Raw genomic sequence first — 21,179 nt, forward strand, 5'->3', positions numbered from 1 at the left:
ATCTTCGTTCAAATATTGCCGACATTATTAGTCGCGCAGGCTTCCAGCCGATTCATCTAAATGAAATCAATTTCCAAGGTATGTATGAGCACCGCCTCATGCAAGCTCAACAGGCAGCTGGCGAAGAAAGCGAAGCTACTGATGAGAGCAAAATAATTCTTCCTCATTAGACCTAAACAGCGAGCACACAGATCATGAAAGATCCTTTCTCATGACTCCTCAAGATTTTCAGGATCGTCTTTTGTCAGTCAAAGGTGCCGCCTTTGGTTTTGAACCGCTCTTGCTTCAAAGTGCTTGGTTTAGACCGCACAATCGTAGTGAGGATATTCAAGGGCTTTATATGGTGGGGGCTGGAACCCACCCAGGTGCAGGCATCCCCGGTGTTTTATCTTCAGCAAAAGCGTTGATGTCAGTAGTAGCCGAACCTAAAAAAGTCTTAGCATGACCCAAAGTATGAAAGACCTTCAAGAGTGCGTCGCAACCATGCGAGATGGCTCAAAGTCTTTCTTTGCTGCCTCCAGAATTTTGCCGCAGAGAGTGAGAGACCCAGCAACTGCGCTTTATGCATTCTGTCGAATTACCGATGATGTCGCTGATGCAGTAGACGCAGAACCAGATGCGATACCAAAATTGCGTGAACGGCTTGACCGAATCTACCAAGGTACGCCAGATGATATTGCTGCTGATCGGGCTTTATCGATTGTGGTTAAAGAGTTTGATTTACCTATCAGCTTGCCGCTCGCACTGATAGAGGGTTACGAGTGGGATACCCAGTTTAAAACTTACGATAGCTTAGAAGACCTACTAGATTACTGTGCACGCGTTGCGGGTACAGTGGGCGCCATGATGTGTGTGATCATGGATCGCAGAGAGTCTGAGACTTTAGCAAGAGCTTGCGAGCTTGGTCTTGCAATGCAACTCACCAACATTGCGCGCGATGTGGGTGAGGATGCTGCAAATGGCAGGATCTATTTACCCCTTAATTGGCTTAGAGAGGCAGGACTCGATCCACAAGTCTGGTTACAAAAACCCGAGTTCAATGATCAAGTTGCTAGTGTGATTGCACGCCTTTTAAAGCATGCTGATACTTTGTATTCTCGTGCAGAGGATGGTATTTCGGATTTACCGTGGGATTGCCGTCCAGCCATTCAGGCGGCGAGGCTGATCTATGCTGAGATTGGTCGAGAAGTTGAAAAGTTGAATCTAGATTCAATCTCTACAAGAGCGTATGTGCCTTCAAAGAGAAAAGTAGTTCTTTTGGCAGAAGCCTTTACAGCGATCTCTAAAATATTTTCTAAGCAGCATCAGGTTGATGCTGATAAAGCGATTCAGTATTTAGTAGATGCTGTGATTGAGATTCCCCATGACAAGCGGTTTGATGGAACAACACACGATCATTTGCTCTGGTTCGTTGATCTGATGGAGCGACAAGAGCGACGCCGCAATACTCCTACTCATGGCAGAGCCCTACAGTAACTAGAGCTAGTCACCACGTAATACGCGGCATTCTCCAGGGCAGCATGAATTGGGTCGCAGTTGATGTGAGTTTGGGCACATTTAAGGTCTCATGAAAAGAGACGACTTTCTCGCCTAAGAGTTCTGAATTCAAAACAGAGCGCGTATAAAAAGGTGTATTTTCTAGCATCTGAATGACTTTTAAGCCCTCAGAGCCTTGATTGCGCATATGCCCTTGAATACCCCAGATGGTTTTTGGGAGAGCTTGTCTTGGCGGCGCTTCAAAATGATCAATCGTGCCATTCGGATTAAAGGTCAGTGCTAAGATTTTTTCTTGAGCATTCTTTTCGCGCACATCATAAATAACCGAAGTTCTGCCACCACTCATTTCCGCTCTAGACCAGTCCCATTCATGAAAAGATTTGCTGATAGGTTCATCACCTTCATTGGAATCTAAATAGGCATTCCCTTCCCATTTTAAATCGGGAGAATTTAAGTTCACTTTGACGCGTGCTGAAGGAGCAAGCGGGCCCCAGCGGTGTTTGCCTGCGGCATCTAAGGGCGTACTAAAGTTAAAGAGGGTATTGGGATAAAGTTCAACCGTGCCTGAAACCTTTTGCCCAAAGGGCACGGCGCGCTCCTCAATATTGACAATTAACTTATTGCCATCCCAGCGTAGATTACTTGGACCAATCACAAATTCAGTAGAACTGCGGGAGACTTGCTTTTCACCACGCTCGGTCATCGCCCAGCGATTTTTGCCTTTGCTATAAATAGCAACGTTGAGTGAGCAATGATTTTCAGGGTTAACAGAGGCTCCACCTCTTCTAGCCCAGGCATAGTAGGGTGAAAATACGCTACCAACAAAGGCGATTAAGACAACGCCATGTTGCCCATCATCACTTAGAGCGTCGATGTACCACCAGAGATAAGCGTTCTTCCCGACAGCTTGGTCAAACCGAGGTGTCCCATCAGGGTTGCGGCCGCCATGCGTCCCGATAGGGCTGCCATTGGAACTCCCGGTCCCGGATGCACGCTGCCCCCCGTCAGAAGTAGTCCCGGAATTGGACTCTGCGCTGAAGCTCGCCCAAAAGTTTCCATCCATCCATGGTTGGCTTGGCCATAGAGGGCTCCGCCCGTCGCCGGAAAGAGCTGGTTGAAAATAGCGGGTGTCGTACGGTGACATATTGCGCTGTCCAAATCGATGTTCAAACCACATTGTTGCAGAAGACCAAAGGTTTCGTGTTCGCATTGTTCGATTTCCTGGGCATTAAATTCAGATTGATCGCCTTTGGCCGGGGCATTCACCAGACAGAGGAGTCTTTGTAAGTCAGGTTTAGCTTGGTAGCTATCCCCTTGATCTTGGGCGCAGACATAGACGGTGGGTTTACGGGGGAGGCGACCCCGATTAAAGATGTCATCAAACTCAGCTTGATAGTCTTGATTAAAGAACACATTGTGACGCACCAGTGGAAAGCCATCTGCTTTGGCATTGATTGACCAAGTAATCGCAGAAAGCGATCTCTTGGCAGGTGAGGGCGGAGCCATCTTTGTATTGAATGCTTTGATTCCCTCTGCATTGAGGAGGCCAGTTTGTAGCGCCGCAAGATCACCATTGAAAATAACGTGCTCTGAATAAAGCAGAGTGCCATCTGCTAATCGAACGCCACTGACCTTACCATTTTTGAGCAGAATTTCTTCACAAGCTTTACCAGTCAAAAATTGCACACCTTGATCTTGCGCTAACTTACGAATGGCCGCAACGAGGCTATACATGCCGCCTTCGAGCGCCCATACTCCTTGGGTCTCAACATCGGCAATCAGCATCAGGGTAGCAGGGGCTTCGTATGGGGATGAGCCACAGTAGGTAGCGTAACGACCAAACAATTGATGCAATCTAGGATCATGGAAATAATTGCCTAAGGATTTCCAGAGAGTATTAAATAAGCCAATGTCATATAAGACCTTGGAGCCAGCAATTCCTAAGTCGGCAATCATGCCGCTAAAGTTTGGCTTGGCTGAAAGCATATAAGGCTTTTCAAGCGCCTTATAAAGATCTCGACATTGGGCAGAAAATTGGAGAAACCGTTTTGCCTCTGCAGGAGAAGAAAACTCTGCAATCGCTTGCGCTGATTGATCTATATCTGAAAATAAATCCAATCTCTCATCTTTACTCCAGGCGTGTCTCGCGAGGATATTGAGTTTCTCTAACCTTAACTCTGACTCTAAAGTGGTGCCAGCCTTTTCAAAGAGCGCATCAAAGACCCAGCGCATCGTAAAGACGGTAGGGCCAGAGTCAATGGGCGCAGGGGCTAGAGGATCATCAGAGCAATTGATTTGACGAATCTTGCCACCAAGCTGAGCTTCTTTTTCGACCAGGATGACTTCAACTCCAGAGGAGGCCAGATCGAGTGCGCAAGTAAGTCCAGCAATGCCGCCACCAATAATAATGACGGGAGCTTTAGCCAAGAGTGCGACCCTTCCAGCTACCGAACGCATCAAAAGGTTGGTAACGTGAGAACATCGATTCAGAAAAGTAACTGCCGTTCATCGATGCACGGATGGCTTCTTGATGCGCGCCTTGCCTTGCATATTGATCCATTGCTGCTTGAGATTCCCAGATTGTAAAAGTAGCCTGGCGGAAAAAAGGTGCTTCTCCAATACCAGCAGCAATAATGCAGCCAGCAGTTTTCTCTAGCGAGATTTCTGCAGCCGGCTCTTTACTCCAGAATTCTAGACAATTGAGCGGTTTAATTGAGGCTCTGGTAATTGAAACGATCGGACCTGATGTCGGTGTATCAGCAGTAATTTGTGGAATAAACCCTGACCACTGACCTTTGATTGAATAGGTCTTGAGCTTTACTGAAAAAAATTCATTAGCATGTGCTCTGTACCACTGGATCAGTTTTGAGGATGCACAAAATTTTTCAGCGCTACTGAGATCTTTAAAGATGCAATAAAGGGCTTGATGGGTGCCACTGGGGCGGAATGAGAATCCACCATTTTTTCCTGAGCCCATATGTTTGAAGAACTCAAGACCGGGCGTGGACCAAAGCCATAGCCTTGCAAACATGAGCCTTAAAATGCCACTGATTTTTGCTGATGACTGGATATCTACAAGGACCATCAGTGCAACTTGACTGCTCATCACTGACTTTCTAATCAATATCCTTATTGAGGTCTACGAGACCATACTTTCTGAGTTTGATGTACAGACTTTGTCTAGATAGCCCCAAGATTTCTGAAGCAGAAACGCGATTATCTTGAGTCAGGTCTAAGGCAGCTTTGATGCAGAGCTGCTCAATTAAGTCAGTTGTTTCAGCGAGGATATCTTTTAAGGGGACTTTTCCAACCAACATTGAAAGCTCTTGGGAGCTGCGCACGAGTTTTTTGTCGATGCGCGCACCTTTATTTTGTCTCGAATCTACTTGGCGAAAGATCATGCCAATACACGCGCGTGGTTGGGCTACGGATACTGCGGAAATATCGACTAACTTAATGCTACTCGTGGCGTTAGTGATCGAAGAGACACAAGATTGTGAGCTAGCCTTGCCTTGTAAGGATTGCATCATTTGATCAAAATCGGTTCTCTCTGGCCCTAAATAATTTCGTATATTGGTACCAATGAGTTCTTGCTCACCCTTGGTGGCGCTGAGTTTATTGAAGGCTTTATTTGCCTTCAGAATCAGACCTTCTGGGGTACAAACGACAAAACCGTAGGCATTATTTTCAATCGCCTTAACGGTTAACGAGTCAGCATCTAATAGGCTAGATGCTTTCGCCAAATCCTGCGGCTTCAGATTCAGCAGTAAGTAGGTAACCCCACTGTTATTAAAGGAAGATGCGCTAATTTGAGTTGCTTCACCATTGCTCAATACTGTTATTAGGACGCTAGGCTCATCTGTATCTTGAACGCCTTTCAGAAAATGCGTAGCCTTGCTTAGCTCGCCAGCCGGGAAGAGGGACAGAAGTGATTTTCCAATGCAATTATTTTTAGCAAGAAGCAGTTGCTTTATGGCATTTCTGTTCATCTCGATGATCGGGTATGCATCATCTGCTTTAACGATGACGATAGACTCTGTGCCAATTTCAAAGATAGATTGAAACCGCTCTTCCAGCTGACTTATTTGTAGATAATTTTGACTAATCTCTTTTTGGGCCGACACTAAATTTTGCTGCAAGCGAGAGACCTCTGTGATGTCTCGGCCGATAACGATAATCTTTTGATTCGACGATGTTTTGATGGAAGCGCACATCATTGGCAACGCCACGTTTCGCTCATTGCCAATCATATTAATTTGTCTAAACTTAGAAATAGTGTCTGAGCTAGCATCATCTAGTAAGCTCTGCACTTTTTTTCTGCTATCAGGCTCTACTACTTCTGACCATTTTTTCCCAATCAGATCTTCTGAAATTTGCTTGGCTAAATTTTTATTATCAGAGTAGATGCTTTGTATCGATCCTAAGTCATCCAAAACAAAAGAAATATCTGCAGATGCTCGCGCTATCTGGCTGAGCTCTTTCCCGCTTAATTCTGAAAAGAGTTTGTCTGGATGATGTGAGATGGACATATTAATTTAAGGCGGATTTTTGTGCTATTAAGTCTGCAACTTTTTTAATGGCATCTTCGGCAGTGAGCTCGCAAACATCTGCAGAACACTCTTGAATGAGTTCCGGTTTGAAATCAAATAACGGGCCACCCGCCATTGTCAGTATTCCTTTGTTTTTTGAGTTCTTTTTTACTTCATTAAGCAATGTTTCCATGGTACTCCATTGATCCTCGCAGGAGATAGAAATTGCCAATAAATCATATGCTTGTAAACGAATGCGTTCCTTGAGATCGGCGCTAGTCGTTTCAATTTCAACCGTTGCATTCCAGCCGTTTAATTTGAAAAATTCACCCATGATCAGGATGCCTAAGGTGTGTTGGGATCCTGGAGCATTGATCAGCAGGGCATTTCCCTGGAACTCAGAGAGTTTGGCTTGGCTCATAAAGGCAGGACTTAGCTGATGGATCAGGTTCTGGGCTCTACCCAGGGCCAAAGTCACCTCTGTAAAGCTATTTTCGTCGGTTTCCCAGAGCTGTTGCAAGCGCCTAGTCGATGCTGGAATCAGATTCATATAGAGCGAGACCAGACTGTGCCCCGATTTTTGCATGTGATCGATAAAGGTGAAGCAGTCTGCTATGGGGCCATCGAGCAAAGTCTGACAAAAATCGATAATTTCTGTCTGTTTTACCTCGATATTGCTACTTTGGGCGTCAGCTATATTGTTGGCTGATTCCAGCTTATGCCCCATCAGTAAGCGGGGGATGATTTCTGACTCTATTGTTTTATTGAGCCATTGCATCATTTCAGCATTATCTAATTCGCCTAAACTGGATTGGAATGTTTTTTTCAGCGAGTCCGACAAAGCCAATCTCCTAGTGATGCATTAATCGAGACAAATTAGGGGCGCTAAACTTAATGCGGTCATAAAAATGCTGCACCGCAAAAAATTAATCACCTTTTCCCCCAAAAAGGGGCTATTTGCTTACAAACCCATTTGGCATTCTTTTTGCATAAATAGCCATAGGGAAACTACCAGTAATAGGGTTAGCCCGAGGGGTATATTTTACTAAATAACGTAAACTTTGATTGACACTTTTAGACTTTAAAAGTTTAGCTACGATTGTTTTAATGATGTTTTAGAAAAACTAGCAGACTGTAAATGGAAAAAACCTATAGACCACTTTATACCCCAGAAGAGAGGGTAAGAAGAGATGAGACTAAATGGACTCTGGTTCAGGGAATTTTAGCGCCTATTCAGTTTGTGGTTTTCCTAGTGAGTCTGTATCTCGTGCTGCGTTTTTTGTTCACTGGAGAGGGTGAGAGTGCAGCGAATGTTTCAGTAGTAGTTAAAACACTCACGCTTTACACCATCATGATTACCGGATGCATTTGGGAAAAAGTTGTTTTCAATTGCTACTTATTTGCCCCAGCATTTTTCTGGGAAGACGTATTCAGTATGTTGGTATTGCTATTGCATACCTTGTATCTGGTGGCACTAGGAACGGGATATTTAGATCAAACCGAACTGATGTTGCTCGCTTTAGCTGCTTATGCAACCTATGTTGTGAATGCAGGCCAATTTATTTGGAAGTTGCGGATGGCGCGTTTGGATGAGGCTAAAAAAAAGTTGGCAACTACCACTCTCAATCCCTCAATGGCAAGCCCCCATGGTTGAAATAATTAATAGGCGATGATTTGATGCTTGAAAATTCTTACACCCAAAAGCGCAGTCAGCTGCAAGAGTATTTCGATCGTACTGCGGTAGACGCTTGGGCTAAGCTCACCTCCACTGCCAAGGTAAGCGGTATACGTGCCAAGGTTCGTGCTGGGCGCGAAGAGATGCGCCATGTGTTACTCAGTTATTTACCGAGTGATTTGACTGGTCAGCGTATTTTAGATGCTGGTTGTGGAACGGGAGTCTTGGCAGCTGATCTAGCAAAGCGGGGGGCTAATGTGGTCGCGATTGATCTATCGCCAACTTTAGTCGATTTAGCGCGCGAAAGAATTGGTAATGATGTCGGCTCTGGCTCGATTGAGTTTCGCTCTGGCGATATGTTAGATCCATCCCTTGGTGAGTTTGATCACGTGGTTTGTATGGATTCGATGATTCACTATCACCATTTAGATATTGCGGATGCAATGGCTAAGCTTGCTGATCGGACTAGGGCCAATATTGCCTTTACCTTTGCGCCTAACAATGCGGCATTGAGTACTTTATTGACCATCGGTAGCTTATTTCCGAGAAGCGATCGATCACCCTTTATTCAACCGATTTCGATTGACTCCCTTACGAGGACCTTTAGCAAGCATGATGGTTTAGTAGATTGGGCACCAGTGAGTACACAAAAAGTGCAACGCGCATTTTATTTTTCACAGGCTATGCGTTTAAGCAAAAAGCCATCTGATCAGAATAAAGCGCAATAACCATGAAAATGTTTACTCTGACCTGGCGTGGCAAAGAGCTTTTTGAAAATTGGAAGAGAGTGAGTCCAAGGTTCTTACCTTTTGCCGATATCGCCACCAAAGAGTTGCCATTAAGTCGTCTCTTAAGGCTGTCACTATTTCAGGTCTCTGTCGGTATGGCGATGGTGATGCTAATTGGTACTCTCAATCGAGTCATGATTGTTGAGTTGCAAGTGAGCGCTGCTTTAGTTTCCATTATGGTGGCCTTGCCGCTGCTTTTTGCTCCCTTTAGAGCATTGATTGGATTTAAGAGTGATAGTCATAAGTCATTTCTAGGATGGCGCAGAGTCCCCTACATCTGGATTGGCTCTTGGTTGCAATTTGGTGGCTTTGCAATCATGCCTTTTGCACTCATTCTCCTATCCGGTGATACCACTTGGCCCGCTTGGTTTGCACAAGCTGCAACTGGACTTGCCTTCTTATTGGTAGGTGCTGGCATGCAGACTACTCAAACCGCTGGCCTCGCTTTAGCATCGGACTTAGCCCAGCCAGAGGCTAGACCAAGAGTAGTTGCGATGATGTACATGATGCTCTTAGTTGGCATGGCAGTCAGTAGCGCCATCTTTGGCTATTTGCTGATTGATATCACACCGATTCTGTTGATACGGGTAGTGCAGGGCGTTGCAGCAACGACCTTGATACTGAATTTAATTGCCGCCTGGAAGCAAGAACCTCGTCAACCTCATTTAACAGCGCACTCCATTCCAACGCCAAGCTTTAAAGCAACTTGGGCCACTTTTTCCCAGCAGGGCAAAGTGATGCGTTTCTTGCTAGCCTTAGGTTTAGGTACTGCCGCATTTAGTATGCAAGACATTATTTTGGAGCCTTATGGTGCTGAAGTATTAGGCCTATCAGTCAGCGCTACGACAGTATTAACCAGCCTGACTTCCTTAGGTGCGCTGCTGGCATTTGCGGTGGCTGCGCGTTATTTAAATCGCACCATTGATCCCTATCGTCTTGCCTCCATTGGTGCCTTGTTTGGCATTGTGGCATTTAGCTGCGTGATTTTTTCCGAACCACTACTCTCTCCTTTGCTATTTCGTTGTGGCGCATTTTTAATTGGCTTTGGAGGTGGATTATTTGCTGTCAGTACATTAACTGCCGCAATGAGTTTTGAGTCAGGCGGAATGAATGGTTTAGTCCTGGGTGCTTGGGGCGCCGTACACGCTACTGCATCTGGTGTTGCGATTGCAGCTGGTGGAGTGATACGGGATGTGATTTCTGGTCTAGCGACTAGCGGTCTCTTAGGAGATGGCCTGATTTCTACTGCTACAGGTTATAGCTTTGTGTATCACATTGAATTTTATTTACTGTTTGCTACATTGATTGCCATTGGGCCTTTAGTGGTGATAAATAAGCACGCGGTAATGAATGTTTCGAAGAAGTTTGGTTTAGATGAATTACCAAGTTAACTAGTAGTAAAGTATGTTTTTTTCTCAATAAGCGTTTTTGTTAAAAGGGAGAGCAAGATGGCAACCGGAGCAATTACAGAATATATAGATATTGCGCAATTGGTTCTATATGCATTTTGGGTATTTTTTTTCGGTCTAGTGTATTACCTCACCTTAGAGGGTAAGCGTGAAGGTTTTCCGCTAGAGTACGACATTCGTGGAGAAACGCGACGAGCGATCGGAATAATCGGAATGCCGGCACCAAAGACTTTTCATACGGAGTATTTTGGTGATGTGACCCAGCCAAAAGATGAGCCCCTTGAAAAAGTGGCTGCCAGGCCCTCAAGCTATTTAAATGGCGCCCCCTTAGTGCCAACAGGCAATCCCATGCTTGATGGAGTGGGGCCAGGTGCCTTTACGAAGCGCGCAGATATTCCTGATATGACATCAGAAGGTCAAAAGCGCATTCTGCCAGGGCGTTTACTCGGTCAATTTAGTGTCGCCAAACAAGATCGAAATCCGATTGGTATGCAGGTCATGGGTGACGATGGTGTGGTAGCTGGCACCGTGAAAGAGCTCTGGATTGATCAGGCTGAAGTGGTGATTCGCTATTTTGAAATTGAAACCTTGACAGAGTTTGGCGGTAGAAGAGTATTGCTACCGATCAATTTTTCTAGAGTTGGCAAAGAGGCTATCAAGGTGAAATCAATTCTGGGTAATCAATTTGCTTCGGTACCAGGTTTAAAGAGTCAAGATCAAATCACCCTGTTAGAAGAAGAGAAGATCATGGCTTACTACGGCGGAGGCACTTTGTATGCAACCCCTGAGCGTCAAGAACCTTTAATTTAAATCGCTGTAAATTGAAAGTAGAAAGTATTTTTTGTGAGTCAACAACCTTATCAATCAGCAGAGTATGAGTTTGAAGCGGCCTTAGGGTTGCCCGAACCATTGCCACAAGATGAAATCATCTTGTGGCAGGGAGCTCCCAATTGGATCTCCATGGCAAAGCATGTATTTCGTTTGCAATGGCTCGGCTTGTACTTTGCTGTAATTGTGATTTGGCAAATGATTACTGTAGCCGGTAGTGAGGGTGGCTTAGCCGCTGGATGGAGTAGCGTAGCACTTGCCTTTGCTCTAGCTATAATCGGGTTGATATTGGTTGGTCTAATGGCTTATTGGTCTGCCACTGAAGCTCTGTACACCCTAACGAACCGTCGTATCGTGATGCGAGTCGGTATTGTTTTGACTGTGACATTTAATCTCCCGTATAAAACCCTGGGCAGTGCTGGTCTCAAGTTATACAAAGACGGCACAGGTGACATTCCAATGCAAATTGCCACCGAGGATAAGATTGCCTACTTTCATTTATGGCCTCATGCACGTCCATGGCGCTTAGCCACCCCAGAGCCAATGATGCGTTGTGTTCCAGAGGCAAAAAAAGTAGCAGCCATCCTGACAGAAGCCTGGGCTGCATCAACTGGCTTGAGCAAAAAAGTAGCACAAGAAATTCAAGTTGAGCAAGCGGGAGTTCAGACGGTATGAGCATTCCAGAAAACAAAGATTTTTTATCGCCTGTGGCCAAGATACTGGTGGCTGCTGGCATTAGCATTGTGCTGCTATTGGTATTTATTAATAGTCGCGACCTGAGTACAGTGCGTGAGCCCGACGCATCCCCAGTAAAAGTGTTACAGCTGAGTTTTGAGGATCGTCCTGATGGGTCGATTGCAGTCATTGATTACAAAACAGGCAAGCAAATTGATACCGTGCAAGGTGAAGCAGGCTTTGTAAGAGGTACCTTGCGTGGTCTTGCGCAAGAAAGAAAACGCAGAGGCTTAGATGGTGGGCCTCCATTTGAGCTCATTTATCGTGCCGATGGCCGCTTAACCCTATCAGACACTGCAACCGGTCGTCTGGTGGATTTGGAGTCTTTTGGACCCACCAATGCGAGTACATTTTTTAAGTTATTGAATGAGTCAAAAGTAGTGGCAGTTAGTAAGTCATAAATCTTTATTGGAGCTGGAAATGAATTTAGATAGCGCAGAAACCATGTTGCAAAGTCAGATCCCTGCAAAGGGTTCAATTAATGAGTCCACCAAGATGGCATTAGAAGATGCGGTATTAAGCCCGCGCTTTTATACGACCGATTTTAAAGAGATGGATCGCATTAGTATTGATTCCTTGCGTCCAGAATGGGATGCATTGATGGCAGAGTATGAGGGCGACAATAATGCGGATCACTTCCAGCGACCTGCGGATATGGACAAGAATTATTCCAACCTCCATCCCGCCTTATATGATGAGTTCGTTGAATTCTTAATTAGTTCGATTACCTCCGAGTTTTCGGGTTGCATTTTGTATGCTGAGATTAAGCGCAAGGTCACCAATCCCGATATGCGTAACTTGTTCGGCTACATGGCTAGAGATGAAAGTCGACATGCTGGCTTTATTAACCAGTGGCTCAAGGACTTTAATATTGGTATTGATTTAGGCTTTTTAGCGAAAGCCAAGAAATACACTTACTTCAAGCCAAAGTTTATTTTTTACGCTACCTATCTCTCCGAGAAGATTGGCTATGCGCGTTACATCACCATCTTTAGGGAACTTGAAAGTCGCCCTGAAACACGCTTTCATCCGATCTTCTTGTGGTTTGAGCGCTGGTGCAATGACGAGTTCCGCCATGGCGAATCCTTTGCGTTAATCATGCGTGCTAATCCGAAGTTACTCCAAGGTGTCAATAAGTTATGGATTCGCTTCTTTATTCTTGCGGTATACGCCACGATGTATGTTCGTGACCATACTCGGATTGAGCTTTACAAAGCGATGCAGATTTCTCCAACGGATTACGACAAGAAAGTATTGTTCATCACCAACGAAATTATTAAGCAGGTATTCCCAATTTCTGTGAATTTGGATGACTCCCGTTTCTATCGCTATCTTGAAGAGATGAGGGCGCTGTTTGAGAAGATGGATGCCTATAAGAAAGAGGGTGGTCTGACCAATAAAGTGAAGTCTGCTGTTTTGGGTGCTCGTGCTGGTTTAGTGTTCGTAAAACTGTACTTCCTACCAGTCCAAGACAACACTTTGCCTGCCAATGTTCGTATGGTTCCTACCTGGTAATGTGATGAGCATTGTTTGGCCTATCCTCTACGCGATTTTTATATGGTGGTTTAGCACCGGGATCATTCTTTTGCTAAACCAGCGTGATCCTTCGACCTATAAAAATACCTTTTGGGTGAGTGGTATGGTTTTGGCTTTAGCTTTAGTGGGATTAAAAACGAGCGCCAACTTAAGTACAGTAGCGGGTGCTTATTGTGGTTTCACCTGCGCTATTTTAGTTTGGGGTTGGCAAGAAATCGGCTTCTTGTTTGGCTATGTGACTGGTCCTCGTCGAGAGCCATGCCCAGAAAACTGCCGGGGTATGCAGAAGATGTACTTTGCATTTCAGACGATTCAGCATCATGAGATTGCTTTAGTTGTGTTGGCATTGGCAGTAACAGTCATGACTTGGGGTGGCTCAAATCAAACAGGCTTTTGGACTTTTATCATCCTCTGGTTAATGCGTCAGAGCGCTAAGCTCAACGTCTTCTTGGGTGTTGCAAATCTCAATGAGCGTTTCCTGCCAAATCATCTCAAGTACATGTTTACTTATTTCACTTGTAAGCCAATGAATCCTTTGCTGCCGCTATCGGTTATTGGTGGTGTTCTCTGCGCAGTTCCTTTGTGGTTAGCCGCAGTCAACCCTAGTTCAAATGATTTTCAGGTTGCTTCAATGTCATTGACTGGCGCTATTTTGTCGCTAGCAGTCTTAGAGCATATTTTGATGGTGTTACCTTTCTCTAGCGAGCGCCTTTGGAAGTGGGGAATGCGATCATAAATACACTCACTATGCGCCGCTTCCCCGCGCCATCCGCCATCCTAGAATTACTTAAGCCCATTACTTGGTTTCCGCCAATGTGGGCTTTTGCCTGCGGGGTGATTGCTACTGGCGTTTCCTTTGAAGGACGTTGGCACTTGTTAGTTGCGGGTGTGATTCTGGCAGGCCCCATGGTGTGCGCTGCCAGTCAGGCAGTCAATGATTGGTTTGATCGCGAGGTAGATGCGATTAACGAACCACAACGTCCCATTCCTTCGGGCCGTATGCCAGGTACTTGGGGTCTGTATGTTGCCTGTATCTGGACTGGCCTCTCACTCTTATTGGGCTGGTTGATTAGTCCTTGGGCATTTGCAGCAACTTTGTTAGGGCTCTTACTAGCTTGGCTTTACAGCATGCCGCCACTCCGCTTTAAACAAAACGGCTGGTACGGTAATGCTGCTTGCGGAATTTCTTATGAAGGATTGGCTTGGTTTACAGGATCAGCAGTGATGATGGGGGACTTGCTTCCTTCTACTCCATCGATTCTTCTAGCGATTCTGTATAGCATTGGCGCACACGGCATCATGACCTTAAATGATTTCAAGGCAATTGAAGGCGATCGCAAGATGGGCGTACTCTCTTTGCCAGTCCAGCTCGGTATCGCAGGTGCCGCCCAGAATGCATGCCTCATGATGTTAGCGCCTCAGTTTGGCGTTATTGGGCTCTTATTGGTATGGGGCGCTTATTGGCAAGCGCTCGTGATTTTGCTGCTCATCGCCGGTCAAATCAAAATGATGCATTATTTTTTACAGGATCCAGTCAAGCGCGCATTATTTTTGAGTGGCTTTGGAGTGCCATTATTTGTTGCAGGAATGATGGTCAGTGCATTTGCAGTGGCAGGACGTTTCTCGGTAAATTAATAAAACTATGAGCGCACCTGAAACCACCTATCTCACTTGGCCCCAAATTGCCAGACTAGGTTTAGTCCAGGCATCTTTAGGATCGATTGTGGTGTTAACGACCTCACTCTTAAATCGAGTGATGGTGATTGAGTTAGCTCTGCCAGCAATTTTGCCCGGCGCATTAGTAGCAATACATTATTTTATTCAGTTAATCCGCCCCCGCATGGGTTTTGGTTCCGATCAAACGCGCAGAGCCAGCCCATGGATACGTGGAGGAATATTGGTATTAGCTAGTGGCGGCGTATTAGCGGCCGCCTCCACAATCCTGTTAAGTCACTCGGTTGTTTTAGGCATTGCACTGGCAACCGTTGCCTTTTTAATGATTGGCATTGGCGTGAGTTCTAGTGGCACTGCATTACTGGTGCTGCTAGCAAAACGAGTAGAGCCTAAAAAGAAGGCTGCAGCAGCTACTTGCGTTTGGTTGATGATGATTTTTGGGTTTGCTTTTACAGCTAGTGTTAGTGGCAAGTTCCTCACCCCATTTTCATTTGAGCGTTTACTCATGGTTTCATCGACCGTATCGGTGATTGCAGTGATAGTCACATTCTTGGCGATCTGGGGCATGGAAGCGCCAGTTACTAAAAACCAGCAGCTAGCAACTAAGGCAGATGGAGTCGAATCAGAGGGTCCAAGCAAAGCCAGTTTTCGTGAAGCCTTTGCTGAGGTCTGGAAAGAAAGTAGGGTGCGTTCGTTTACCTGGTTTGTCTTTGTATCGATGTTGGCTTATAGCTCACAAGATTTGATCTTAGAACCTTTTGCTGCCGTTGCCTTTGGGTTCTCACCCGCAGAGACAACCACTTTATCTGGCTTGCAAAACGGTGGCGTACTCATTGGAATGCTCTTTTTAGCCTTTATTACGAGCAAGGCTAAATCTCAGACATTAACGTCATTGAGTACTTGGACGATTGGCGGATGCCTGGCTTCAGCCTTAGCGATGTTAGGTCTGGTTTTATCAGGTCCGATTGCCAATGTGATTTTCTTTCAAGTAGCTGTTTTCCTATTGGGCATCTTTAATGGCGCATTTTCGATTGCTGCTGTCGGCTCGATGATGCAATTTGCGAGTATCGGTAGTGCGCGGCGTGAGGGTGTTCGTATGGGAATTTGGGGTGCATCGCAAGCGATGGCCTTTGGTTTAGGTGGAATTATTGGAACGGGTTTAAGCGATATTGCCAGAATCATTTTGGGTGACCCCGCTTCTGCCTATGCCTTTGTCTTTTTATTAGAAGCTGTTTTATTTGTGGTGGCTGCGTACTTGTCTTATCAGACCAGAACGCAAAAACAAACAAGCAAGATGTCGAGTCATTTAGTGGGTGTGTAGTAAATCAATCAATTAACTGAATCATTTAACTGAGTATGATGGAGATGAACATGAGTGCCCTAGAAACTTTTGAAGTCGTTGTGGTTGGCGGTGGCCCTACTGGAGCTACAGCTGCAAGTGATCTCGCAAAGAAAGGTCGAAAAGTCCTCTTACTAGATCGCATGGGCCGTATTAAGCCTTGCGGTGGCGCTATACCTCCTCGCTTAATTAAAGATTTTGAAATCCCCGATGAGCTTCTAGTAGCCAAGGCCAATTGCGCCAGAATGATTGCCCCTTCAGATAAGGCAGTCGATATGCATATTGAGGGCGGCTTTGTAGGCATGGTCGATCGCGATAAGTTTGATGAATTCTTGCGTGTTCGTGCTGCCAATGATGGTGCCGAAAGAAGAACTGGCGTCTTTGAAAAACTCACTAGAGATTCAGATGGAGTCTCAGTTGTGCATTATGTCGTGCGAGGTAAGCATGGTGCACCTGATGAAACCGTAGCCGTTCGCGCCAAGGCAGTGATTGGTGCTGATGGCGCAAAATCAGGAGTGGGCCGTCAGGCGATTCCAGGGGCTAAAGATGTGGAGTATGTCTTCGCCTATCACGAGATCGTTAAGGTTCCTGAAAACCCACCAGAGGGTTTTGATGGCTCACGCTGCGATGTGTTTTATCAGGGCGCTTTATCCCCAGACTTTTATGGCTGGATATTCCCTCATGGCACCACCATGAGTATCGGCACAGGCACTGCTGATAAAGGCTTTTCTTTAAGAAGTGCAGTAGAAACTCTCAAAAAACAAACTGGCCTAGAGAATGCTGAAATGCTCAGGCATGAGGGCGCACCGCTACCCATGAAGCCATTAAAGAAATGGGATAACGGTAGAGATGTGGTGTTGGCTGGTGATGCTGCTGGTGTGGTGGCGCCTGCTTCCGGTGAGGGAATTTACTACGGTATGTATGGTGGCCGTGTGGCTGCAGAAGCGGTAGAAGAGCTCCTAGTGACCGGCAAGGGTAAGTCCTTGGCAAAAGCCCGTAAAAAGTTTATGAAAGAACATGGCACGGTATTTTTGGTACTTGGAATCATGCAGCGTTTTTGGTACACCAACGATAAACGTCGTGAGCGCTTTGTCAAAATGTGTGAAGATAAAGACGTTCAGCGCTTAACATTTGAATCGTATATGAATAAGAAACTCGTTCGCCGTGACCCTCTGGCGCACTTGAAGATTTTCTTAAAAGATACCGCCCATTTATTGGGTTTTGCGAAAGTTTAAGAGTTAGTCAATCAACAGCTTTAAATTAGTCCTAAAACTGAAGGGAAGTGGAATCATGAAAGATAACAGCGCAGCAACCTTGAAGAACAAAACTGGCAAGATGTACCTGATTGGAATCATTGCATTCTCAGGCTTGATTATCGGAATTACCTTTATTAAATTCTTATTCTCAGTTTAATTTTGTGGTGTCAGGCTCAGCTGCTCAAGACTGAAGCCATTATTATTTACTAGGCGACCCAGTAGCGCCTGGTATTTGCTGGGCTCTACTGCCTTAGAGCGGGAGAGTATCCAGAGATATTTTCTGCCGGGGTCGCTCACTGCAGCCAATTGGTATTCGGGATCGATATCGATTACCCAGTAATCACCCCAGACCATCGGTAGAAAAGCCAGCCAATCTGGCGCAAAGCGTACCTCCAGAATTGGGGAAGTTGAAGCACCAATTTGCCTTGCGGTACCCATGGCTTCGCCTTTACCCCCACCCTCAAATGTGCAGCGATTCGTGACGCTCACATTGCCATCTTCTTTGATCTTGTAGGTGGCATTGGTATCGGCAATGCATTTTCTCTGAAACCAATTGGGAAACTTCGCAATCTCATACCAAGTGCCCTGATAGCGGGCAACATCTAATGAGGCAATCGTCTTGATAGGCGCTACTGGCTTTGGATCTGCCTGAGTCCCTTGTGCCGATTGAGCCATGGCCCAATTTTGTGAGCAGCAGAAAAGAAGCAAGCCAATAATGTAGTGATTTTTTCTCATGATGTTTGTCCTATGATTTTTTTAATTCTGCCACACAAGTAGCGACTTGTTCATTGCCAGCTTTGACTTGAGTCAACTCATTACCCATCTTATTCATTTTGAGTTGCCCAATTTGTGGGTCAAAGCGCATCAATATCTGATAAAAATCTTTTACTTCTAAGAGATTCACCTTAATCTCTTTGCCCTCATAAAGTACGCTTGCGTCGAGAGAGCCCTTAGTAATGAATATCTGAATGGGACTGCCGTTGAGAGAGCATGACAATGTCTTGCTTTGACTATCTATAGCTTCCACTTTGGGGGCTTGAGCATCGCATCCCCATAAAGCTAGCGTCAAGAGGAGGCTGACTAAGGCCCCCTGAGTACGCATACTGGCTGATTTCAAAAGAGTGCTCAAGACAACTGGGCGAGAGGAGAAACTCCAATGAGGTATTGGTGTAATCCAAATATAAAGACTACCCAAAGGATGACGCCAGCAGCAATCGTAATCACTGTTGCTTTAGTACTGACTTGAGCCTGTTCAGGGAGATGAACAGGACGCTTTCTGGCTGAACGAAAATCTAATACAGCCCAGATTAAAAAGGCACCAAAGAGGATCAGATTGACTAAAGTGCCATTAGAAAGAAGATGCGCTAGTGCCCATACTTTGACGCCCAAAATCATTGGGTGCTTCAGTTTGAGGCGAATCGCATTGTTCGATGGCGAACTTCCTGCAAGGAAGATAAAGGCCACTAGATTTAAGACTAGGGCAATATAGATGAGAGCAATATTGGGTTGCCACAACACCACTGTACTTTGCCTTGCTTGACCATAGCCAATCACCATGATGACAAATCCAATTAAGGAAACGATGGTGTACAAACCTTTCCATTTCACTTCACCGATACGATCAATCATCTGGTTGCGCCATGACTCAGCAAAGATGCGACACGAGTGGCTAGCAAGAAAAATAATAAGACCAATCAGAAATAAAGCCATGGAATACTCCAAAGGAAAATAGGTTTAGGGTTTATGAATTTCTTGTTCGCTAGGCTTGATGCCATAGGGCTCTACTAGAGGCCAGATATGGTTCGGAACCATGGAAGCCATTTTTGCAGGCTGCTCTCTGCGCAGGTGAAGTACTGTTTCAATCGCTTTCATCTCAACGCGAGTACGAGCAAATTCCAGACCACGAGGGCCTACCTTGGGCATTAGCCAACCCACAATGGGTCTTAACCAGTTCGGCATTTTTCTCAAGGGGAGGCCCCCAGCAGCGCGCTCCACGTTTTTCATAAAGCCAACAACGGCTGAGTGACGTTTACCAGCAGTTCCCGGTGCCGAGGCGCGAACTTCATCGCCCAAAAGATTTAATAACTCTTCACCACGTTCATTGCGAATAATGAGCCATTGCTCGCCTTGTCCGCCCATATAACCAACCGTGATGTCTGATAGCACATTGGTGTAATCAACACAGGTACGGCAGGTTAGTGGAAAGAAGTCATTGGGCAAAGTGGAGAGTGGTAATTGAAGAAACGGAATCTCTTTCTTTTTCCCATTCTTAAAGCGGACCTCTACGTGGTAATCCGCTCTAAATTCAAGATAGTTAATCTCATCAGGCTCTGAGCTAACCAGCGACAGGAAATGATGAAAATTCTCGGTAGTAGTATTGTCAGAGCATGGCGTACCAATGACATAAAGTTTTTCTAGGCCAAGCTCTTTCTCTAGAGCCCTTAAGGCATATACCTGGCAGGGTATGCCGATGACAGCCATCCTTTTGTACCCTTTAGCAATCGCTGGCTCCAAGAGGGAGAGAAGCGGGGCGTAGCCCATTCTCATGCCACGACACTTGGCCATATCAGATGCTTTATCAATAATGATCGGCAAAGGCTTCCAGCGATCATTGGGATCCTCAGTCATGGTCAAAATCGCATCGACCGCACCAGTTTCTAAGAGACGCTCACCAATCCGAGTGGTAATTCCGGTCCACTGTGCACCGGTACTCGGATTTTTAAGTCCTGCTCTGAGCATTTTGATAAAGGGGCCAAAATGCAATTCGTCAGGACGACTCAGATCTCTTGCCCTGCCGTGAACCTGAGTTTCTAACTCTGGGTACTTGGGCTTGATAAATTGACAAGCCTCACCGCAGCGTTTTGGGTTATCAGTTCGAGAAATTCCGCAGTCGGTGCATAAGCTCCGATAGGGTGCATCAGCAGTATTCATCAGCAGTATTCATTAGCAGGATTTACTCAGTCCTTTAGACATGATGATTTATGGGGTAGCGGAGCAAAAAGCAAAGTAAACATAATCCATTTATTATGGCCTGAATACGAAATATTTGCAGACCAATTTTATGAATATGGAGAGTAAACATGTTGCCCAATATCCCCCTCAAAAGACTTAATGGATCCTCAGAAAACTTGCAGGATTATGCGGGCAAGACACTCTTAATCGTGAATGTCGCAAGTAACTGCGGCTTTACTTCTCAATATCGTGACTTACAGAATCTGTACACTGCAAATCAAGCTAAGGGCCTAGAGATATTAGGATTCCCATGTAATCAATTTGGCGCTCAAGAGCCCGGCTCTGCAGAGCAAATTCAAAACTTTTGCAGTACTAACTATGGCGTGACTTTTCCAATGTTTGAAAAAATTGATGTGAATGGGGATAGTACTCATCCCTTGTATATCTATTTAAAGGATCAAGCGCCTGGCATCTTAGGAACCACCGGCATTAAGTGGAACTTCACTAAATTTGTCGTGAGTAAAGATGGCCAATCCATCACACGGCTTGCATCAGCAGATGGCGCAAGCAAGATGGCAGAGGCGATTAGTAAGCTGCTCTAGATTACGAGCAGTTCATCACTAATTACTTCTTTTTCTTCTTATCTGAATCTAGCCACTCATTGACATCAGGGAAGGCATCTTGCACTTCTCCCATAAATTCGCGAACCATGAAATATAGGCCAGCAATTAAGAGGGAAAAAACAAAGACCGATAGAAGGAGTAATGTTGTATTACTCATTTTTTACGATTCAATAATGCAGCGAGTTTGAAATAAATCCCAAAGCAAAATATGGAGGGTACCCATAGCGCTGTAAAGATGGATTGCTCTTTGTCCTGAACTACAAACCATAAATAGGCAGAGGTAAAGAAAGAAATCACCACTGCCATGAGAATGAAGTAATCTGATCTTTTAAACATTT

The 21,179-nt window shown here is 45.4% G+C and carries 27 protein-coding genes; 16 read left to right on the forward strand and 11 right to left on the reverse strand.

The window, feature by feature from the left end; all coding sequences use genetic code 11:
• The 3 genes from CBI31_RS09845 to CBI31_RS09855 form a co-directional block, all read left to right on the forward strand.
• Positions 1-170 (forward strand): protein-export chaperone SecB (locus CBI31_RS09845; protein ID WP_206075503.1); only part of this gene is annotated, 170 nt, incomplete at its 5' end.
• 41 nt (positions 171-211) lie between these two features.
• Positions 212-445, forward strand: a complete 234-nt coding sequence (locus tag CBI31_RS09850) for an FAD-dependent oxidoreductase (RefSeq protein ID WP_338047339.1) — start codon at positions 212-214, stop codon at positions 443-445.
• Positions 442-1,476 (forward strand): phytoene/squalene synthase family protein, encoded by a 1,035-nt coding sequence (locus CBI31_RS09855; protein ID WP_088526236.1) that lies wholly within the window; start codon positions 442-444, stop codon positions 1,474-1,476. The genes CBI31_RS09850 and CBI31_RS09855 overlap by 4 nt, the downstream gene beginning before the upstream one ends.
• Before the next feature lie 10 nt (positions 1,477-1,486).
• Here CBI31_RS09855 and CBI31_RS09860 read toward each other — a convergent pair whose 3' ends face one another.
• The 5 genes from CBI31_RS09860 to CBI31_RS09880 all read right to left on the reverse strand — a co-directional run bounded on the left by CBI31_RS09860 (position 1,487) and on the right by CBI31_RS09880 (position 6,807).
• Positions 1,487-2,200, reverse strand: a complete 714-nt coding sequence (locus tag CBI31_RS09860) for a carotenoid 1,2-hydratase (RefSeq protein ID WP_240553934.1) — start codon at positions 2,198-2,200, stop codon at positions 1,487-1,489.
• Positions 2,201-2,358: 158 nt separating this feature from the next.
• Positions 2,359-3,954, reverse strand: a complete 1,596-nt coding sequence (crtD, locus tag CBI31_RS09865; protein ID WP_088526237.1) for a 1-hydroxycarotenoid 3,4-desaturase CrtD — start codon at positions 3,952-3,954, stop codon at positions 2,359-2,361.
• On the reverse strand, positions 3,917-4,603 hold the full coding sequence (locus CBI31_RS09870; protein WP_088526238.1) for a spheroidene monooxygenase: 687 nt from the start codon (positions 4,601-4,603) through the stop codon (positions 3,917-3,919). The genes crtD and CBI31_RS09870 overlap by 38 nt, the downstream gene beginning before the upstream one ends.
• Before the next feature lie 10 nt (positions 4,604-4,613).
• Complete coding sequence (gene ppsR / locus CBI31_RS09875) at positions 4,614-6,026, reverse strand: transcriptional regulator PpsR (protein ID WP_088526239.1); 1,413 nt, start codon at positions 6,024-6,026, stop codon at positions 4,614-4,616.
• 1 nt (position 6,027) lies between these two features.
• Entirely contained in the window at positions 6,028-6,807 is a 780-nt protein-coding gene (locus CBI31_RS09880) for a cobalamin B12-binding domain-containing protein (protein WP_133062495.1), read from the reverse strand.
• Positions 6,808-7,164: 357 nt separating this feature from the next.
• On the opposite strand from CBI31_RS09880, the gene bchF reads away from it, so the two are divergent.
• From bchF to CBI31_RS10605, 12 genes are read left to right on the forward strand one after another with little or no spacing between them, the layout of a single operon-like run.
• Complete coding sequence (gene bchF, locus CBI31_RS09885) at positions 7,165-7,680, forward strand: 2-vinyl bacteriochlorophyllide hydratase (RefSeq protein WP_088526241.1); 516 nt, start codon at positions 7,165-7,167, stop codon at positions 7,678-7,680.
• Positions 7,681-7,703: 23 nt separating this feature from the next.
• Positions 7,704-8,429: a magnesium protoporphyrin IX methyltransferase gene (gene bchM / locus CBI31_RS09890; protein ID WP_088526242.1), complete on the forward strand. Its 726-nt coding sequence runs from the start codon at positions 7,704-7,706 to the stop codon at positions 8,427-8,429.
• 2 nt (positions 8,430-8,431) lie between these two features.
• Positions 8,432-9,880: a BCD family MFS transporter gene (locus tag CBI31_RS09895; RefSeq protein ID WP_276207136.1), complete on the forward strand. Its 1,449-nt coding sequence runs from the start codon at positions 8,432-8,434 to the stop codon at positions 9,878-9,880.
• A gap of 57 nt (positions 9,881-9,937) precedes the next feature.
• Positions 9,938-10,708, forward strand: a complete 771-nt coding sequence (gene puhA, locus CBI31_RS09900) for a photosynthetic reaction center subunit H (protein ID WP_088526243.1) — start codon at positions 9,938-9,940, stop codon at positions 10,706-10,708.
• 33 nt (positions 10,709-10,741) lie between these two features.
• Positions 10,742-11,401, forward strand: coding sequence for a photosynthetic complex putative assembly protein PuhB (gene puhB, locus CBI31_RS09905; RefSeq protein WP_088526244.1), 660 nt, complete (start codon positions 10,742-10,744; stop codon positions 11,399-11,401).
• The gene (gene puhC, locus CBI31_RS09910) at positions 11,398-11,862 is read left to right on the forward strand and encodes a photosynthetic complex assembly protein PuhC (RefSeq protein WP_088526245.1); all 465 of its coding nucleotides are present in this window, start codon (positions 11,398-11,400) and stop codon (positions 11,860-11,862) included. The genes puhB and puhC overlap by 4 nt, the downstream gene beginning before the upstream one ends.
• Before the next feature lie 19 nt (positions 11,863-11,881).
• Positions 11,882-12,976 (forward strand): magnesium-protoporphyrin IX monomethyl ester (oxidative) cyclase, encoded by a 1,095-nt coding sequence (gene acsF / locus CBI31_RS09915; RefSeq protein WP_240553936.1) that lies wholly within the window; start codon positions 11,882-11,884, stop codon positions 12,974-12,976.
• Positions 12,951-13,733 (forward strand): putative photosynthetic complex assembly protein PuhE, encoded by a 783-nt coding sequence (gene puhE / locus CBI31_RS09920; RefSeq protein WP_088526246.1) that lies wholly within the window; start codon positions 12,951-12,953, stop codon positions 13,731-13,733. The genes acsF and puhE overlap by 26 nt, the downstream gene beginning before the upstream one ends.
• Positions 13,734-13,744: 11 nt before the next feature.
• Entirely contained in the window at positions 13,745-14,632 is an 888-nt protein-coding gene (gene chlG, locus CBI31_RS09925; protein ID WP_088526247.1) for a chlorophyll synthase ChlG, read from the forward strand.
• A 7-nt stretch (positions 14,633-14,639) separates the two neighbouring features.
• Positions 14,640-15,992: a BCD family MFS transporter gene (locus CBI31_RS09930; RefSeq protein ID WP_088526248.1), complete on the forward strand. Its 1,353-nt coding sequence runs from the start codon at positions 14,640-14,642 to the stop codon at positions 15,990-15,992.
• Between the two features lie 50 nt (positions 15,993-16,042).
• The gene (locus tag CBI31_RS09935) at positions 16,043-17,245 is read left to right on the forward strand and encodes a geranylgeranyl diphosphate reductase (protein ID WP_088526249.1); all 1,203 of its coding nucleotides are present in this window, start codon (positions 16,043-16,045) and stop codon (positions 17,243-17,245) included.
• A 55-nt stretch (positions 17,246-17,300) separates the two neighbouring features.
• The gene (locus CBI31_RS10605; protein WP_276207137.1) at positions 17,301-17,423 is read left to right on the forward strand and encodes a hypothetical protein; all 123 of its coding nucleotides are present in this window, start codon (positions 17,301-17,303) and stop codon (positions 17,421-17,423) included.
• Here the strand turns inward: CBI31_RS10605 and CBI31_RS09940 are convergent.
• Genes CBI31_RS09940 through CBI31_RS09955 form a run of 4 tightly spaced genes read right to left on the reverse strand, consistent with a single transcriptional unit; the run spans position 17,420 to position 20,197 of the window.
• Positions 17,420-18,001 carry a lipocalin family protein gene (locus CBI31_RS09940; protein ID WP_240553938.1) on the reverse strand — a complete coding sequence of 194 codons (582 nt, stop codon included), beginning with the start codon at positions 17,999-18,001 and terminating at the stop codon, positions 17,420-17,422. The two genes, CBI31_RS10605 and CBI31_RS09940, sit on opposite strands and share 4 nt — an antisense overlap.
• Positions 18,002-18,011: 10 nt before the next feature.
• Positions 18,012-18,368, reverse strand: coding sequence for a hypothetical protein (locus CBI31_RS09945; RefSeq protein WP_145958376.1), 357 nt, complete (start codon positions 18,366-18,368; stop codon positions 18,012-18,014).
• Positions 18,369-18,391: 23 nt separating this feature from the next.
• Positions 18,392-18,976, reverse strand: coding sequence for an NnrU family protein (locus CBI31_RS09950; protein WP_088526251.1), 585 nt, complete (start codon positions 18,974-18,976; stop codon positions 18,392-18,394).
• Between the two features lie 24 nt (positions 18,977-19,000).
• Complete coding sequence (locus CBI31_RS09955) at positions 19,001-20,197, reverse strand: Coenzyme F420 hydrogenase/dehydrogenase, beta subunit C-terminal domain (protein ID WP_088526252.1); 1,197 nt, start codon at positions 20,195-20,197, stop codon at positions 19,001-19,003.
• A 149-nt stretch (positions 20,198-20,346) separates the two neighbouring features.
• Between CBI31_RS09955 and CBI31_RS09960 the strand changes: the two genes are divergently transcribed.
• Positions 20,347-20,820: a glutathione peroxidase gene (locus tag CBI31_RS09960; protein WP_088526253.1), complete on the forward strand. Its 474-nt coding sequence runs from the start codon at positions 20,347-20,349 to the stop codon at positions 20,818-20,820.
• Positions 20,821-20,842: 22 nt separating this feature from the next.
• On the opposite strand, the gene CBI31_RS10380 is transcribed toward CBI31_RS09960, so the two are convergent.
• Positions 20,843-20,998: a hypothetical protein gene (locus tag CBI31_RS10380; protein WP_161491204.1), complete on the reverse strand. Its 156-nt coding sequence runs from the start codon at positions 20,996-20,998 to the stop codon at positions 20,843-20,845.
• On the reverse strand, positions 20,995-21,177 hold the full coding sequence (locus CBI31_RS09965; RefSeq protein ID WP_088526254.1) for a hypothetical protein: 183 nt from the start codon (positions 21,175-21,177) through the stop codon (positions 20,995-20,997). The genes CBI31_RS10380 and CBI31_RS09965 overlap by 4 nt, the downstream gene beginning before the upstream one ends.
• Positions 21,178-21,179: the final 2 nt, after the last annotated feature.

The organism is Polynucleobacter campilacus, from assembly GCF_002206625.1.
GTDB lineage: Bacteria > Pseudomonadota > Gammaproteobacteria > Burkholderiales > Burkholderiaceae > Polynucleobacter > Polynucleobacter campilacus.